This window comes from Sphingobacterium sp. BIGb0116, assembly GCF_024808035.1.
Lineage (GTDB): Bacteria > Bacteroidota > Bacteroidia > Sphingobacteriales > Sphingobacteriaceae > Sphingobacterium > Sphingobacterium paramultivorum.
The window spans coordinates 13,141-28,663 of sequence record NZ_JANUDT010000005.1 but is presented as its reverse complement, the minus strand read 5'-3'; the positions used below and the strand labels follow the sequence as shown (position 1 = coordinate 28,663).

9 protein-coding genes are annotated in these 15,523 nt (G+C 41.5%); 2 read left to right on the top strand and 7 right to left on the bottom strand.

Features of this window, described 5'->3' with window-relative positions; translation table 11 throughout:
• Window positions 1-87 precede the first annotated feature (87 nt).
• A complete protein-coding gene (locus tag M2419_RS13155) occupies window positions 88-2,250 on the bottom strand; it encodes a S46 family peptidase (protein ID WP_153846898.1) in 2,163 nt (720 codons plus the stop codon).
• Window positions 2,251-2,476: 226 nt separating this feature from the next.
• On the opposite strand from M2419_RS13155, the gene M2419_RS13150 reads away from it, so the two are divergent.
• Window positions 2,477-3,415, top strand: coding sequence for a hydrogen peroxide-inducible genes activator (locus tag M2419_RS13150; protein ID WP_153846899.1), 939 nt, complete (start codon window positions 2,477-2,479; stop codon window positions 3,413-3,415).
• Window positions 3,416-3,421: 6 nt separating this feature from the next.
• Window positions 3,422-5,221 carry a chloride channel protein gene (locus M2419_RS13145; protein ID WP_153846900.1) on the top strand — a complete coding sequence of 600 codons (1,800 nt, stop codon included), beginning with the start codon at window positions 3,422-3,424 and terminating at the stop codon, window positions 5,219-5,221.
• Window positions 5,222-5,312: 91 nt separating this feature from the next.
• Here the strand turns inward: M2419_RS13145 and M2419_RS13140 are convergent, their stop codons facing one another.
• The 6 genes from M2419_RS13140 to M2419_RS13115 form a co-directional block, all read right to left on the bottom strand.
• On the bottom strand, window positions 5,313-5,903 hold the full coding sequence (locus tag M2419_RS13140) for a riboflavin synthase (RefSeq protein ID WP_153846901.1): 591 nt from the start codon (window positions 5,901-5,903) through the stop codon (window positions 5,313-5,315).
• A gap of 656 nt (window positions 5,904-6,559) precedes the next feature.
• A complete protein-coding gene (locus M2419_RS13135) occupies window positions 6,560-7,153 on the bottom strand; it encodes an RNA polymerase sigma factor (RefSeq protein WP_153846902.1) in 594 nt (197 codons plus the stop codon).
• A gap of 199 nt (window positions 7,154-7,352) precedes the next feature.
• Window positions 7,353-8,843, bottom strand: coding sequence for an arylsulfatase (locus M2419_RS13130; protein WP_182332694.1), 1,491 nt, complete (start codon window positions 8,841-8,843; stop codon window positions 7,353-7,355).
• On the bottom strand, window positions 8,840-10,363 hold the full coding sequence (locus M2419_RS13125; RefSeq protein ID WP_182332692.1) for a sulfatase-like hydrolase/transferase: 1,524 nt from the start codon (window positions 10,361-10,363) through the stop codon (window positions 8,840-8,842). The genes M2419_RS13130 and M2419_RS13125 overlap by 4 nt, the downstream gene beginning before the upstream one ends.
• 55 nt (window positions 10,364-10,418) lie before the next feature.
• Window positions 10,419-12,074: a RagB/SusD family nutrient uptake outer membrane protein gene (locus M2419_RS13120; protein WP_259255231.1), complete on the bottom strand. Its 1,656-nt coding sequence runs from the start codon at window positions 12,072-12,074 to the stop codon at window positions 10,419-10,421.
• Window positions 12,075-12,091: 17 nt separating this feature from the next.
• Window positions 12,092-15,493 (bottom strand): TonB-dependent receptor, encoded by a 3,402-nt coding sequence (locus M2419_RS13115; RefSeq protein ID WP_153846906.1) that lies wholly within the window; start codon window positions 15,491-15,493, stop codon window positions 12,092-12,094.
• Window positions 15,494-15,523: the final 30 nt, after the last annotated feature.

The window sequence follows — 15,523 nt, the reverse complement described above, 5'->3', positions numbered from 1 at the left end:
CCGAGCGAAAAGGAAATAGCGTAATGAACAAAAAAATCCGCTGTATCTCTCGATGCAGCGGATTTTTTGAGGTTTGTTTAGACCCTATTAAATACCCATTTCTTTCAGAATGAAATGCGCGTTGTCAATTTTATCGGCAACCCAGAGGACATAACGAATGTCGACTCCGATGGATCTGCTGTAACTCTCGTTCCAAGCGAAATCATTAATTGTTGCGTCATAAGCACGGTCAAAATTTACACCAATTAATTCACCATTGGCATTCATTATTGGAGATCCTGAATTTCCGCCTGTAGTATCCATATCATATAAGATATTGACCGGCACAGATCCCAGATCTTTTTGAAGATAAGGACCAAAATTCTTATTGAGGTAAGCTGTCTTGATTTCTTGCGGGTAGTCAAATTCTGCTAAACCAAGATTTCCTTTTTGAATGATTCCTTCGATTGTCGTGAATGGCTTCATATAAGTTGCATCAGCAGGAGAGTAGCCTTTGATGTGCCCATACGTCAGACGTAAGGTTGAGTTTGCATCAGGAATAAAGTTTTTGGCCTGAAAAATTTCCTTGACGGCAACATAATCGCCCATTAATTTGTTCAGTACCCCTTCACGTCTTTTTTGTTCAGCAGCGAACTGGACAATATCATTGTTCAGCTTACCCTGGAAATCCAATAATTTGTCGTCAAATTTCTGAAGTGCATCGGCATTGGCCAAGACAGTATTTAGTATGTAATTTTGATCGCCAAGTTTACTGTTCTGAATAATCTCGGTTGCAAATTCTTGTGCGGTACCCGTATTAAATTGCAATTTCTGAATGGAAGCCAATTGATTTTTACCTTGGAATGCGATGGCATCTTCCAACATTCTGGAGAAAATACGCTGATCAGCCTGCTTATTGTAGCTTTCGTAGGTTTCTTTAACAGCGATTTTTAATTTTTCGATATTCAGATCGAAAAGCTGCTTGGTAGCTTGGGAAGATTTTTCCTTTGCCAAGTTGGTTTTCAGAACGTTTAGGTCGCGAGCTACTTTCAATAAGCTCGTACTATTGTAAATATTATTGATCCAAAGTTCTTTCAGGGCATCTTGATCACTCAGCTGATAATAGGCGTCAATATCCGTGAGTAGACTTCCATATTTGTTTTTCAGTTCGGGTTTACTTAAGATAAAAGCCGCCAGTGCTTCGTCTTCTTGTTTTTTTGTCGATAGCAAGTCGATTCCTCGTAAACCTTTGAGTTTACCACGATAATTTTTCAATACATTCGCATTACGTTTTATGCGTGTTGCCAAGGACAAGGCGATATCGGTATTGTCTTTTCCTGCTTCCTCCATCTGTTTATTTTGGAAATCATACAGGTTGGATACGTAAGGCAAAAGGTATTCCTGTTGATATTGAATATATTGTGCTGGTCTGTGTCGGAATGTTTTTCCGGGATAACCAAGGATAAAGGTGAAATCATTTTCCCGTACACCATTTGGATTGACTTTAAGGTGTTTTTTGGGCTGGTAAGGAACGTTGTCTTTAGAATAAGGTGCAGATTTTCCGTTTTTGCCGACATAAGCTCTCAGAAAAGAATAATCTCCGGTGTGGCGTGGCCATACCCAGTTGTCTGTCTCGCCACCAAATTCGCCGATGTTTTGACGTGGAATATAAACCAAACGAACGTCTTCGATTGTTTTATAACGGAATAGGACATAACTTTTACCGATAAACATTTCCGATACTTCAGCTTTAATCGTGGGATCTTCTTTTTCCGCTTGTTCAACCAGTTCTTGTTGTTTACGTTTAATCGTATTGATACGCTCTACCGGGTCACTGATGTTGGCGACAGCATTTAATATTTTAGCGGAAACATCCTCATAAGAATCGGTAATTCTTATTTTTAATCCTTTTGCCTCAATTTCCTGTTCTTGATTTTGTGCGACAAAACCGTTTTTTAAGTAATTGTTGATTGCAGTACTGGCAAGTTGAACGGCAGAAAAAGCGCAGTGGTGATTGGTAATGATCAAACCACGGTTTGAGACAAACGACCCTGTACATCCACTGACTTGAACCAGGGCATCCACCAGTCCGACCTGACCGGGATTGTAGATATCTTTCTCACTGATCTTTAACCCAGCTTTCTTCAATCCAGCTCTATTTAATTCGCTCAATGGAAACATTCCTTCATCGGGATTTGCCTTGCTATAAGGACTGTTTGCCATGGTTAAGAATAAAGCTAGTGCAATTGTCGTGCGATTTATAAACTTCATAGGATTTTAACTATCAACTGTTGTAAATCTCCAAATTTAAGAAAAGCATTTTGATGAAATCGATTTTTTATGTGAACTAATGTAACAATAGTGGATATACAGCGCCTTTTTGGCAAGGTATTTATTGTATAATCGGCAGGCCAAATACTCCTGTTGACTTTAATTATAAAGGATTTGACATTGGTTTACGACAGGATTCGTAATTTTGTGCTTTAAAGATAGTAAGATGACCTTAATCCAACTGGAATATATTGTAGCTGTTGATACCTACCGAAGTTTTGTTGCAGCTGCAGAAAAATGTTTTGTCACGCAACCGACGTTGAGCATGCAAATACAAAAACTTGAAGAGTCTTTAGGGGCAAAAATCTTCGACCGGAGCCGTCAGCCTGTTGTTCCTACAGAAATCGGCGAGAAAATTATTCTTCAAGCTCGATTGGTATTGACGGAAAGCCGAAAGATCAATGAGATTGTACAAGATAAAAAAGGGGAAATTGAGGGTACACTAAGGGTCGGTGTTATCCCGACAATCGCACCTTATTTACTTCCGAATGTGCTGACCACATTTATGGAGAAATATCCGAAACTACAATTGCAGATATGGGAATATACGACAGAACGGATTGTGCATGAATTGAAGGTCGGACTTTTGGACTGTGGTGTGCTATCTACTCCCTTAAATGATCCCGGGATTTTGGAATCACCCTTATTTTACGAGAATTTTGTTGCCTATATTTCAGCCAATAGTCCACTGTTTCCAAAAAAGATACTGAGTGGTGATGATATTGCCGATGATAAACTTTGGTTGCTCAATGAAGGACATTGTATGCGCGGGCAGGTGCTTAATATTTGTCATCACAAACATAATCAAGATCTTACAGGGCGATTTGAGTATAATACGGGTAGTGTAGAGACCCTAAAACGTATGGTAGATATCAACGACGGAATCACGATATTGCCTGAGTTGTCGATTTGGGATTATTCCGATGAACAATTGGATAGGATCCGTTATTTCAAATCACCGGAACCAGTACGGGAGATATCATTGGTGACGACGCAAAATTATGTAAAGAGACATGCAATTCAGGCCTTAGAAAAAGAAATATTGGCCGTAGTACCCGATAAATTCAAAACAAAAAAGAAAAAGGAAGTGTTGAGCTTTCAATAGGACGATATGAGAAACCTCAAAAGACGTTTTTTTAAAAAAATAGACCAGATCAATCAATGGCGAATGAAGAAAGTTTCTAACCGGAACTTTATCATTATACTCGCGTTTTTGGTTGGAATTGTTGGTGGTATTATGGCATCTGTGCTAAAAAGATTAACCCATTTTATTGCAACGACTATACAGGATGATATCGATTGGAAAGTAAAATACTCGGTTTACTTGATTTTTCCATTGATCGGGATTCTGCTCAGCGTGTTTTTTGTTCGCAAATTTTTGAAAGGGAAGAAGATGGAGCACGGGATTACCCCGATTATTTATGCCATCAGTCGGAAAGGCAGCCGATTGGATCCCAGCAATATTTATTCTCAGGTGGTGACCTCGGCTATTACCGTTGGCTTTGGCGGGTCCTGTGGTTTGGAAGCTCCTGTTGCTTTGGGTGGTTCTTCTATCGGTTCTAATATCGCCCGTTTCTTTGGACTGCAGTATAAGGAAGTTACCATGTTATTGGCTTGTGGTGCAGCTGCAGGAATTTCAGGCGCCTTCAACAGCCCTTTGGCAGGAATGATTTTTGCTATCGAGATCTTGCTTCCCGAATTTTCAATTCCAGTGTTCATTCCTTTGCTGATCTCATCGGCATTGGCTTCTGTTGTCTCTCGGGTGCTTTATAATGAACCCTTATTCAGTACGTTCAATTCCGATTGGCAAGTTTCGGCATTGCTGTTTTATTTGCTATTAGCTGTGCTGATTGGGCTTTATACGATTTATTTTGCACGTGTTTCCAGGAGTGTAGGGAAATGGTTTTCTAAGATTAAGAATCCCTATAATAAAGTGTGGGTCAGTGGTATTGCCTTAGGTCTGATGATTTTTGTATTCCCAGCGCTGTATGGTGAGGGCTATATTACCATTCAGCAGATTCTCAATGGTCAGTTTAACTCGATTGTTAAGAACAGCTTGTTCGCAGACTACAAGGATATGGGATTAGTAGTCCTGGGCTATACGATATTGACTTTATTTGGAAAATCCCTTGCTGCGTTATTTACATTAAATGGCGGTGGAAATGGTGGGGTATTTGGGCCAAGTTTAGTGATGGGAGGTCTGTTGGGCTTTGCATTTTCTTATGGTGTAAACTTGACGGGAATTGCCGAGTTAAATGTACCAAATTTTGTGGTAGCGGGGATGGCCGGTGCGTTGAGCGGCATTATGCACGCGCCGTTGACGGGCATATTTTTGATTGCAGAAGTGACCGGAGGTTATACTTTGATGGTTCCATTGATGCTGGTTTGTTCCATTTCCTATTTGATTAATCGGTCGGTTTTAAAGCATTCCATTTACACCAAGGTATTGGCGGAGTCTGGTGATCTGATTTCTTATGAAGACAAGGATCGATCCGTGTTAAGTATGATGCGGATAAAATATGTATTGGAAACTAATTTTGTGATCTTACGCCCTGACGAAACACCAAAAGGTCGACAAACCGACATCATCCATAGTAAACGTAATATCTTTCCGGTGGTGGATTACGAAGGGAAATTTATGGGGCTTCTTTATAGCGAGTTTCTATTTTCGGTATTATTGGGCGAAGTGGATGGGGGAGATACGACCTTTGAAAAATTAGCCCAGAAGCCAAATGATACGGTAGGAATCAATGAAAACATGGAAATCGTGATGGCTAAAATGAATAAGGACGACACGTGGATACTTCCAGTTTTAGGGGATGAAAATAAATATATGGGCTTTGTTTCCAAATCGAGTGTATTCAACAAATATCGCGCGTTACTGATACGTCAGGGGCATTATTTGGAATAAATCGAGTACACATTGTTAGAACTCGAAATGAAGCGTGTTCGGATAGGCTTCCTTGGGTTGGCTTTAAACCCAAGGAAGCACAGCAAATTTTTTAACCGCGTAAAGCCATTATCTTTGTGACATATTTTCCGATAATATCAAACTCCAAGTTGACTGTGCTACCCACTTCAACTTGTTGCAAGTTGGTATGCTCTAGTGTATAGGGAATGATAGCAACGGAAAACTGATCGTCTTTAGAGTCTACTACGGTCAAGCTGATACCATTTACGGTAATGGATCCTTTTTCTACGGTGATATTTTGTTTGGAAACATCATATTGAAAGGTAAAAATAAAACTACCATTTTCATCTTTCTTTTGGATACAACGCGCAGTCTGATCCACATGTCCCTGGACGATATGTCCATCAAATCTTCCGCCTGCCAAAGTACAACGTTCCAGATTGATCAGGTCGCCCACCTTTAATTGAGCGAGATTTGTCTTCTGTAGGGTTTCATCAATTGCCGTAACTTTATGTAGATCATTGTTCAATCCCACAACGGTAAGGCAAACGCCATTATGGCTTACACTCTGGTCTATTTTAAGTTCATTGGAAATAGCAGAACTGACGTAAAAATGGATATTGCTTTTTTCCTGTTCGATATTTTCTATTTTTCCTAGGGTTTCTATGATTCCAGTAAACATGATATTTTTTTTGATTTATTCCAAAGTTACTAAATAATTAAATGAAATATCGCTGTTTAGATAGCACAAATACTGTCGCGATAAATCATGCCTATGCAAATTGAAACTAAACTTGATATTCAAGCCAATTGGATCGCTAAAAGGAGCTTTAAAAAGGGTAACCCCTAATTTCGAGCCTGTCTATTGAGCCAATTGAGTCTATAAAGAAAAGATTAATTGATAAAATGATGCAATGAGGTGACAGATCATTCTATAGTAAATTTAAATAATGCAATGGTTAAATACTGTGGTTGGGACTAGCTGAGCGAAGCTACCAAAAAAATAGCCTGTTGAAAAATGCAAAAAGATTGTAGTGTACATTGTACACTTACTATTCCTTTTGTGATTGCTGTGCTAAAACAAATTTATGGGAGTTGAAAAAAAATATAACAAAATTTTTGTTTATATCATTTGAACCACTATCTTTGTCCTAGGTTTAGGTTGATTGCCTCTTACAAAGAGGTATTTATAAAAGCTTAGCAGGTCGCCCGACCGAATGCTAAGCTTTTTTTTTTGATCATTTTTTTTTGATTATTATTTCCATAAACGCTTAATAGCGAGGTGTTTACTTTCTTTTATAAAATTCTGGGATGGGGATGCGGGCTGTGTGGTAGCCGTTAACTTTTGAAGGCATACCATGCTGTCAGCATTAGTATGGTGAGATATTCAAATTTTTTCGATTTGAAACGTTCTTTTAAGGCATGTAATGCTTTGGATCTCGCATAATAGATGGTTGATGCGGTTGTGTTCAATGTTTCGCAAATTTCATCTGTATTCAAGCCTTCCAAAAAACTGAGCTTGCAGATCTGAGCTTGTTGTTTGGGAAGCAAATTGATTTCAGCAAGTAACAACTCGGTGAGTTCTGTTCGGAATATCTTCTTGAGTACATCTTCATCTGGAACCGACATATGCTGAAGAATATCGAGCTCCTCTTTCCGTATTTTGAATTGAGTAGTTCTTTGCATATCGATACAGGCATTTTTAGTAGCGATAAAAAGAAAGGCTTTAAGGCTTTCATAATTCTCTACCTTTTGTCTATTATTCCAGAGTTTAACAAAAACATCTGAGACAATTTCCTCGGCATCGGTTTTGTTACGGAGGTAGGAAAAGGCAAAATAGCGTAAAGAATGACCAAAATGATCCATAAAAAAGCATAAAGCCATTTCATCACCTTCTTTCAGTGTATTGATGTATGATTCTATTTGCCGCATACTTGGTTATTGATCGTTTTACGTTGGCCGTCGGAATATGTTATATTCCTGTGTGGTCAATACGTCATTCAATAGGTAAATTCACATAAGAGCCCCGCTATGGATTGCTTGGCTAAATTACATAAAAAACTTGGGTTGCCATGATTCAATCCGGACAACCCAAGTTTTTTAAGATTAAAAAATTAAGAAAGAAATCGATTTATTTTTTAATCATCTTATTCGCTACAATCTCCCATTCCTGTATATGAGCAGGCTGGTGTTCATTATTGACAATTTCATCGAAATGCTGCAGCATTTGTGGGTGCTGTACCGCGATATCTTTTTCTTCCCAAGGGTCTGTTGTTAAATCATATAATTGCCATTTTGCTTTGGGGTTTTTCTTCAGATCGAGTTTGACTGCCTTCCAGCGTCCTTCGCGTATGGCGATCTGGCCGCCCTTTTCTGGATATTCGAAATAAAGATATTGATGTTTTTGTTGGTTCTTTTCACCCAGCCAGGTTGGAAGGAGGGAGAGCCCATTGCTGTGGCCGGGGCTTTGTTGAACCAGCTGAGCGAAGGTAGCCATGAGATCGTACTGGGCCGAAATCAAGTCTGTTTCGGAATTCGCTTTGATGCGGTTGGGCCACCTGACAATTAACGGAACTTTGATACCGCCTTCAAAAACATCCATTTTCAATCCTCTAAGTGAATCGACACTGCGAAAAAAACGATAATCTATACCCCCATTAAAACCAGTTCCGTTGTCACTGGAGAACAAAATAATGGTATTGTCATCTATTCCCAATGATTTGATATGCTTCATAATCGTGCCGACCTGGTCATCCAGATAGGTGATCATACCGGCATAGGTTGCTCTTGGATAGGGGGTAGCCGTATAGCCGTCCTGTCCGTAATAAGGTTTATCATGGAAGAGGTCCTTATATTTATCTACATATTCCTGGGGAACTTGTAGTGATAAGTGCGGCAATGTATAAGGAAGGTATAAGAAAAAAGGTTTGTGTTGGTTTTTGTCGATAAAAGCCAGTGCTTTCTCTGTCATTAGTTCAGGTGCATATTCCTTACCGTCAAACTGTTTGAATTCCTCCGCCGTGGCCTTACTGGAATCCAAAGGAGAATGGACAAATTTTTCCTTGTTTTGAAGGGGATATTTTGTTTCATTTTCCCAAAGATGTGTTGGGTAGTAATTGTGTGCCTGTTTTTGGTCCAGGTAACCAAAGAAATAGTCAAATCCCTGTTTATTGGGGCTTCCGGTGGAATTATTCATCCCAAGTCCCCACTTTCCAATGGCAGCGGTCTGATAACCAGCTTTTTTAAATAGGTGAGCCATGGTATATGTTCCTTCAGGTAGTGGCATCTGGCCACCCTCGAGGCTATCTGCGAAACCGCCCAATTCATAATTTCCACGAATATAAGATTGGCCACCATGCTTGCCTGTTAATAACATGCAACGGGCTGGGGCGCATACTGGAGTACTTGTATAGTGGTTTATAAAGCGTAAACCTTCATGTGCCAGCTGTTGGATATGTGGTGTTTTGATCAATCGTTGTCCATAGGGCTCAGTTTCGGCATAACCTAAATCGTCCGCATAAAAAAATATAATATTGGGCAATTTATGCTGCTTTTTCTTTTGTTGTGCAAAAAGAGTCCCCCATCCGAGGAGGATGAGGGAGAGTCCAACTTTTAGTTTCATTTTTTACGTTCTCCTTCCAATAATTGCTTGAGTTCAGCGACCTTTTCTGGATATTTTGAAGCCACATTATTCTTTTCGCCGATATCATTTTTAAGATCGTATAACTGATCTTCCGGAAGACTTCCTGTTTCTGTATCGGTTAATTTCATGTAGGGGGAACCTTTGCTTGGCGCAATATATTTCCATTCGTCCTTTACGATGGCAAGTGTCTGTGCATGCTGAACCATACTGCTACGTCCCTTATTATCTTGACCGGTTAAGGTTTTCAAGAGCGGCGCGCTGTCTTTTGCTTCATCTGCTTTTAGTGGAACATCCAATAATTGGGCACTTGTTGCCAAGAGATCTATTTGGCTGATCAATGCATTGGAAACTTTTCCCTGTGCAACGCCCTTGCCGCTTACGATAAAGGGCACCCGAGTTCCGCCTTCGAAGATGCTATATTTGCCACCGCGTAGTGGACCTGCGGGTAAATGGCCATTTTGCTGGGCCACAGCGCCATCCATATAGCCGTCGTCGAGAACGGGGCCGTTGTCGCTGCTGAAAATTATAATCGTGTTTTTGTCAAGTCCCAAAAGTTGCAATTGCTGTTGAATTTGTCCGACGGTCCAATCCAATTGAAGAATTGCATCGCCGCGGTAGCCGAGTTTGCTTTTACCTTTAAATTGTGTTGCAGGCATACGTGGGACGTGTGGTTCTGTCAAGCAGAAGTAGAGAAAGAACGGTTTGTTTTGATGTTGCGAAATAAAGTCCTGGGCTTTGTGAAGAAATGTTGTGGAAACTTCTTCATCTACCCATCTGGCACGTGTTCCACCGCTCATGTAACCGATTCTTCCGATACCGTTGACAATAGTTTGATTATGTCCCTGGCCAGGTGAAGAATGCATTTTGAGCAGTTCGGGATGCTCTTTTCCTGTGGGGTCGTTACCTATTTTCTTTTCATAGTCGACCAGGATTGGATCAGTGGCCTCTGCAGCCACGACCTGATCATTTTCAAGGAACACCGTTGGGACGCGATCTGCTGTTGCAGGAAAAATGAATGAATAGTCAAAACCTACATCATTAGGTCCGGGTTTGATGGGGGCATTCCAGTCTTTTTGGACCTGATTTCCGAGTCCCATATGCCATTTGCCAACAATGGCAGTAGCGTAGCCCGCATGTTTAAATACTTTGGGTAAGGTGATTTTATCAGTAGGAACGATTAGCTTGGCATCCCCGGGCAGAATGCCTGTTCCTTCCTGACGCCATGGATACGTTCCGGTCATCAATGCAAAACGGGAAGGGGTACAGGTTGCCGAAGTACTATGAGCATTGGTAAATCGTACGCCACTTTGGGCGAGCTTATCCAGGTTGGGGGTTTCGATCTGTTTGGCACCATAGCTGCTTAAATCACCAAAACCAAGGTCGTCAGCATAAATATAGATCACATTTGGTTTACTAGCCTTTTGGGCAAAACTAACCGTGGGGAGCGCTGCGAAAAGGCTCGAGGAGAGTAATAACGTTAGTGATAGTGGCTTCTTCATATACGTTAAGTTTTGTTTAAAGGGTATCGTTTGACAATTGACGATACCCAAGATACTATTTTAAATTTGGATTGATATTAACTTCATTTTGTGGAATTGGCCAATGTTCATCTTGGCCAGCCCGGAAGGACTTGCTGGTCACATACCATCGGCTATAAGGGTCTTTACTTCCACCGGATTTTATACGAAGATTTTTCGCATTTGGAAATGGAGCGCCATAAAAGTCACCTTTCAGTACATCCTTTGCGATACCCCAACGTAGTAAATCCCAATAACGTAGTCCTTCCAATGCGAGTTCAATACGTCTTTCGTTGCGTAACGTCGTACGCAAGGAGGTACTACTTTGGACGTTAATGGCTGGCATATTAACGCTGCTTCTTTTTCTGACAGCGTTGATGGTTTTGTCCAGTAGGTCGCTGGTAATAGGATCTCCATTTTCGAGTTTGGCTTCAAGGTAACTCAGGAGAACTTCGGCGTAGCGTACAATAGGAACGTCGGCTCCAGAGTTTTGTAAGTTTCCACTAAACCCTTCGTCGTTGAACTTGCGTAATCCGTAGCCCGTACGTGTGGCCTGTTTTGTGGTTGTCAATTGGTCGATAGATAGGGTGGAGTCGGGGTGAGACGTATATTTAAGGTTTTTGAAACGGTCACCATTCGTTATCACCGTGAAGGCTAAACGCGGATCCCGGTTTTTGCTGATGTCTTGCGCATTATACCGCGCATCATCGTACGAAAATGCCGTTCCATCGGTGAAACCATAGCTTTCTACAAGACTACCGAGCGGGCAGTGAAGATGCCAGCCGCCTGCGATTGCCGGAAAATTGTGCTGAAACATACCGTTTCCGGCAAGATCAACCAAGTACTGCGTGGCAAAAATAATCTCTTTGCTCGTTTCGTTGGTTCCATTAAACAAGCCTGAATAGTTAGGATCTATGCTATTTTCATTGGCATTGATGATCTGCTCATAGCTTTTGATAGCGTCGGCGTAAGATTTTTCTGCCAGTTGGATGCGTCCAAGGAAAGCGAGGGCTGCCTGTTTACTTGCGCGGCCCCGTTCTGCGGTAGTCAATTTGCCATAACTAGGTAAGTCGTTTGCTGCTTCCTGCAATTCACGCGCGACAAATGTAACCAATTCCTGTTTTTTCGCTTTGGAAACCTGATTTGCTTCACTGGGTGTTAAAGTTTTGGTAACTAAAGGGGCATCACCCCAGTATTGGGACAGGTAGAAATATTGGCAAGCACGAATAAACCGAGCTTCTGCTTTAAAGCGTGCGAGTAGATCTGCTGAAATGGGAGCCTTGTCAATATTTTCAAGGAAAAAATTTGTGCGGGCAATTCTTTTGTAGGAAAGTGTCCAGTAATTTCCGAGAACGCTATTATTGCTCGTTAAGGTACCATCGGATAGTTTATTGAAAACGGAATTATCTCCACGTCTATCGTAGGCATTGTCCGAAGCAAATTCCAGGTAAAGCAGACCGTTATAGGACCACCAATCTGTGGGGCTGAATTCGGCGAGGGAGTTCATTTGGATTTCACCTTTATATAGGCCCGTCAAAGCCAATTTTGCATTGGTTTCATTTGTCCAAAAGGTTTCGTTGGCAAATTTATCCAGTGGGTTGGTTTCCAGTTGCTTTTTGCAACTGGTACTCAGGCTTGATGCGAAGAGAATGCATAAGGCCAATTTTATAGGTTTGTATGAGATGTGTATCATGGTTTTTTATCGATTGGTTAGAAACTAAGGTTAACCCCAAATGTAAAATTGCGCATAATAGGGTAGTAGGCTCCGCTTGAATTGATTTCGGGATCCCAACCTTTTCTATAGCTGCTTTTCGTGAATAGGTTTTCGGCATTTGCGTAAACCCTTAGACCCGACAATTTCCATTTGTTAAGGATATGCTTAGGAATGGTATAGCCCAATTGGATGTTCTTGAATCGTAGGTAGCTCGCATCCAGTAACCAGTAGTCTGATAGCAGGGTATTTGGTGTGCCGGTATTCGGCAATTGTTCAATTCTTGGATATATGGCATTTCGATCGGGATTGGCTGCAGTCCATCTGCCGTCAGCTTGCCAGCGTTGGATATTGCCGTTTTGTGTCAACGCAAATCCAGCATAATTGTCCAATAAGCCTTTAACACCGCTTACACCTTGAAGAAGTATTCCTAAGTCAAATCCTTTGTAGTTCATCCCGATATTCATCCCGTAGGTGTATTTGGGGATACGTGATCCAATCACAGTCCGGTCGTACGTAGCGTCTACTTTTCCATCAGGTACACCGTCGGGGCCACTGATGTCCTTGTATCGGATATCACCCGGTTGCGGTTTGGGGTTGATGCTGGTTTGATTGGCATAGCTTGCAATATCGGCTGCGTCAACAAACAAGCCATCGGCCTGGTAGCCGTAGTAGGCTTGGATGGGGTAACCGATAAACAGAGTTGAACCATTTCCTACTAAGCCATTCGGTTGATTGATATTGCCGACACCCAAATCGACGATCCTATTTTTGACCGTAGAGAAGTTTAGATTTACGTTGTAAGAAAAATCATTTAATTTTTTTTGATGCCCTAACGTAAATTCCCATCCTGTATTTCGTAGTTTCCCAGAGTTTTGTAGGCCGACGTCAAAACCTAGCACATTCGAAACACTGGAACCTGGGCTCACCAAAATATCGTAAGTGTATCGGTTGTAATAGGTACTGCTGAATGTCAGTAAATTTTTAAATAAAGCCACTTCCACGCCCGCATCTGCCGTTCGGGTCGATTCCCAGCGTAGCGTAGGGTCAACAATTGTGGTTCGAGCTACGCCTGGAGATATTGCGTTACCAAATGGGTAATTATAACCGGTATTTAAAATATTTTGATAGGGGTAATTTCCGATATTTTGGTTACCGAGAACCCCATAAGAACCTTTCAGTTTCAGCTCGTCTATCCAACTATAATGGTCTTTTATAAACGATTCTTCGCTCAGTAGCCAACCTACTGCAATCGAAGGGAAGGTCGCATATTTTTTATTCGTTGGAAAGCGGGAAGATCCATCATATCGAACAACACCTTCGACAAGGTATTTCTTGGCATAGTTATATTGTACGCGTGCAAATAACGATTCCAATGCCCACTCAGTAGCAGTACCAGTGTTTTGTTGCCCATCTGGTGAACCTACATTTAACTCGGTAAGATCATTGCTGGGAAAATTCTGGCGGTAAGCACTTAAACCTTCGCTGTAGCCTTTCTCGAAAGAATAACCGCCCAATATTTTCAAGGAATGTTCCCCGATCGTTTTGTTATAGTCTGCTAAGGCCTGAAAAGTTTTATATGTTTCATAAGGAGCAGTTTGATTGAGGCTGGAAGGTCCGAGCGTAATGGAATTGTTGATCCGTTGTGAGGCTCTAAAAAGTTTTGTGCGGCCATTCGTCTGCGTATAGCCTCCGATAGCGGACAAGGTCAGATCTGAAATCGGTTTCCAGTCAAGTCTTGCGTTTCCTGAGATATTAGACACTTTTTCTTTGTAGAAGGATTCGCTCTCCAGGAAAGATACAGGTGTCCCCTTCAAGTTATTCCCTGCGCCCCAGTCGCCATTGCTCAGGCGTATAGGGTATATGGCTGGATAGCGAATCACTTGAGAAATAATATCCGTCATGCGGGAGAAGTCAAGCGTTGCTGGTGCTGCGGGTTCGTCTGTTTCGGTCTGAATTGCCGCTACCCGCGTTGTTAATTTGAGCTTGTCATTGAGGTTTGATATGAAATTGAGACGGACATTGTATTTGTCAAAATTGTTTTTGATGACAATACCTTTTTGATTGAGAAAGCCAGCAGATAAGGTGTATTGTATTTTATCTGTGGTATTGGATATATTTAAGTTGTGGCCTGTTTGCGCCGCTTGGGACTTGAATGAACTGGTCAAGTAATTACTATTTGGGTAGTTGTCCGGATCCGAGCCATCTTTAAATTTTTGGATCTCCTCTGCGGTGTAGCCTCCGCCGCCACTTGTGGTTTCATTGAGCAAGGAAGCGTACTCCCAAGAGTTGACAAATTCGGGGAACGCTGTTGGTTTCTGGATACCGTAATAGCCATTGTAATTGACCGTTAATTTTCCACCTGTTGCCCCGGTTTTTGTTGTAACTAGAATAACGCCGTTGGCGGCTCTAGCTCCGTATATGGCTGCCGAAGAGGCGTCTTTCAGTACCGATATCCATGCAACATCATTTGGATCGATATCATTGAAGGAATTGGTGGGTATACCGTCGACTAAAATAAGTGCGTCGGTACTTGCGCCGAACGAACCCACACCACGGATCTGTATGGTATTGTTTGCTGCTCCAGGCTGACCAGATCGTTGTATAACGGTCACACCGGGCATTTGACCTGTAAGGGCCTGAGCAAGCTGGGGAACCGAGCGTTTTGCTAGTTGTTTCCCATCAACTTGCGAAACCGAACCGATTAATTCTTTCTTTTTTGTCGTACCGTATCCTACGACGACGACTTCTTCCAAAGCATCGACCTGTTGGCTAAGTTCAATATTCAGGTAAAGCTGGTTGGATAATGGGATTTCTTTGGTTTGGTAGCCGATCATTTTAATTACGAGTACGGCATTATTATTTGCTTCGATCTGAAAGTTACCACTTTCATCTGTGGTGGTTGCCCTTGTCGAACCTTTTATTATAATCGTCGCGCCTTGGAGTATTGTTCCTTTGCTATCGTGAACATTTCCTTTGAATGTGCGGGTTTGTTGTACTAACGTGTAGTTATTTGGAAGCTCATAAGTCGGATAATTTGTTTTTAACTTCGTTACGACAAGCATATTATCCTGAAAACTCCAATCGACAGGTTGGTCTTTTAAGAGAACCTGTATGGCTTTTTCTAAAGGCATATTACGAACCTGCGCCTCAATTTTAATGTCGGCAAGTTCTTTACCATTCAACAGAAAGGGGACGCCACTCTGTTTTTGGATGGTACGTAATACCTGCACCAAAGACATTTTTTTGGCGTTAATAGTAATTGATTGTGCGTAGCTAGCTGCCGACAGCTTAACAACACATGCAAGGGTAAAAAAGGCACTAAGCTTCATTTTGGTCTTCCATTGCTTGGGTATGTTCACAGCAATTCGATTTCTATGAACAAGAAAATTAAAATTCATAAATTTGTTGAATTAGGGATATAATCTATT

Coding starts and splice junctions, on each gene's coding strand:
- M2419_RS13155 (WP_153846898.1), bottom strand. CDS start 2,250: ATGAAGTTTATAAATCGCACGACAATTGCACTAGCTTTATTCTTAACC.
- M2419_RS13150 (WP_153846899.1), top strand. CDS start 2,477: ATGACCTTAATCCAACTGGAATATATTGTAGCTGTTGATACCTACCGA.
- M2419_RS13145 (WP_153846900.1), top strand. CDS start 3,422: ATGAGAAACCTCAAAAGACGTTTTTTTAAAAAAATAGACCAGATCAAT.
- M2419_RS13140 (WP_153846901.1), bottom strand. CDS start 5,903: ATGTTTACTGGAATCATAGAAACCCTAGGAAAAATAGAAAATATCGAA.
- M2419_RS13135 (WP_153846902.1), bottom strand. CDS start 7,153: ATGCGGCAAATAGAATCATACATCAATACACTGAAAGAAGGTGATGAA.
- M2419_RS13130 (WP_182332694.1), bottom strand. CDS start 8,843: ATGAAACTAAAAGTTGGACTCTCCCTCATCCTCCTCGGATGGGGGACT.
- M2419_RS13125 (WP_182332692.1), bottom strand. CDS start 10,363: ATGAAGAAGCCACTATCACTAACGTTATTACTCTCCTCGAGCCTTTTC.
- M2419_RS13120 (WP_259255231.1), bottom strand. CDS start 12,074: ATGATACACATCTCATACAAACCTATAAAATTGGCCTTATGCATTCTC.
- M2419_RS13115 (WP_153846906.1), bottom strand. CDS start 15,493: ATGAATTTTAATTTTCTTGTTCATAGAAATCGAATTGCTGTGAACATA.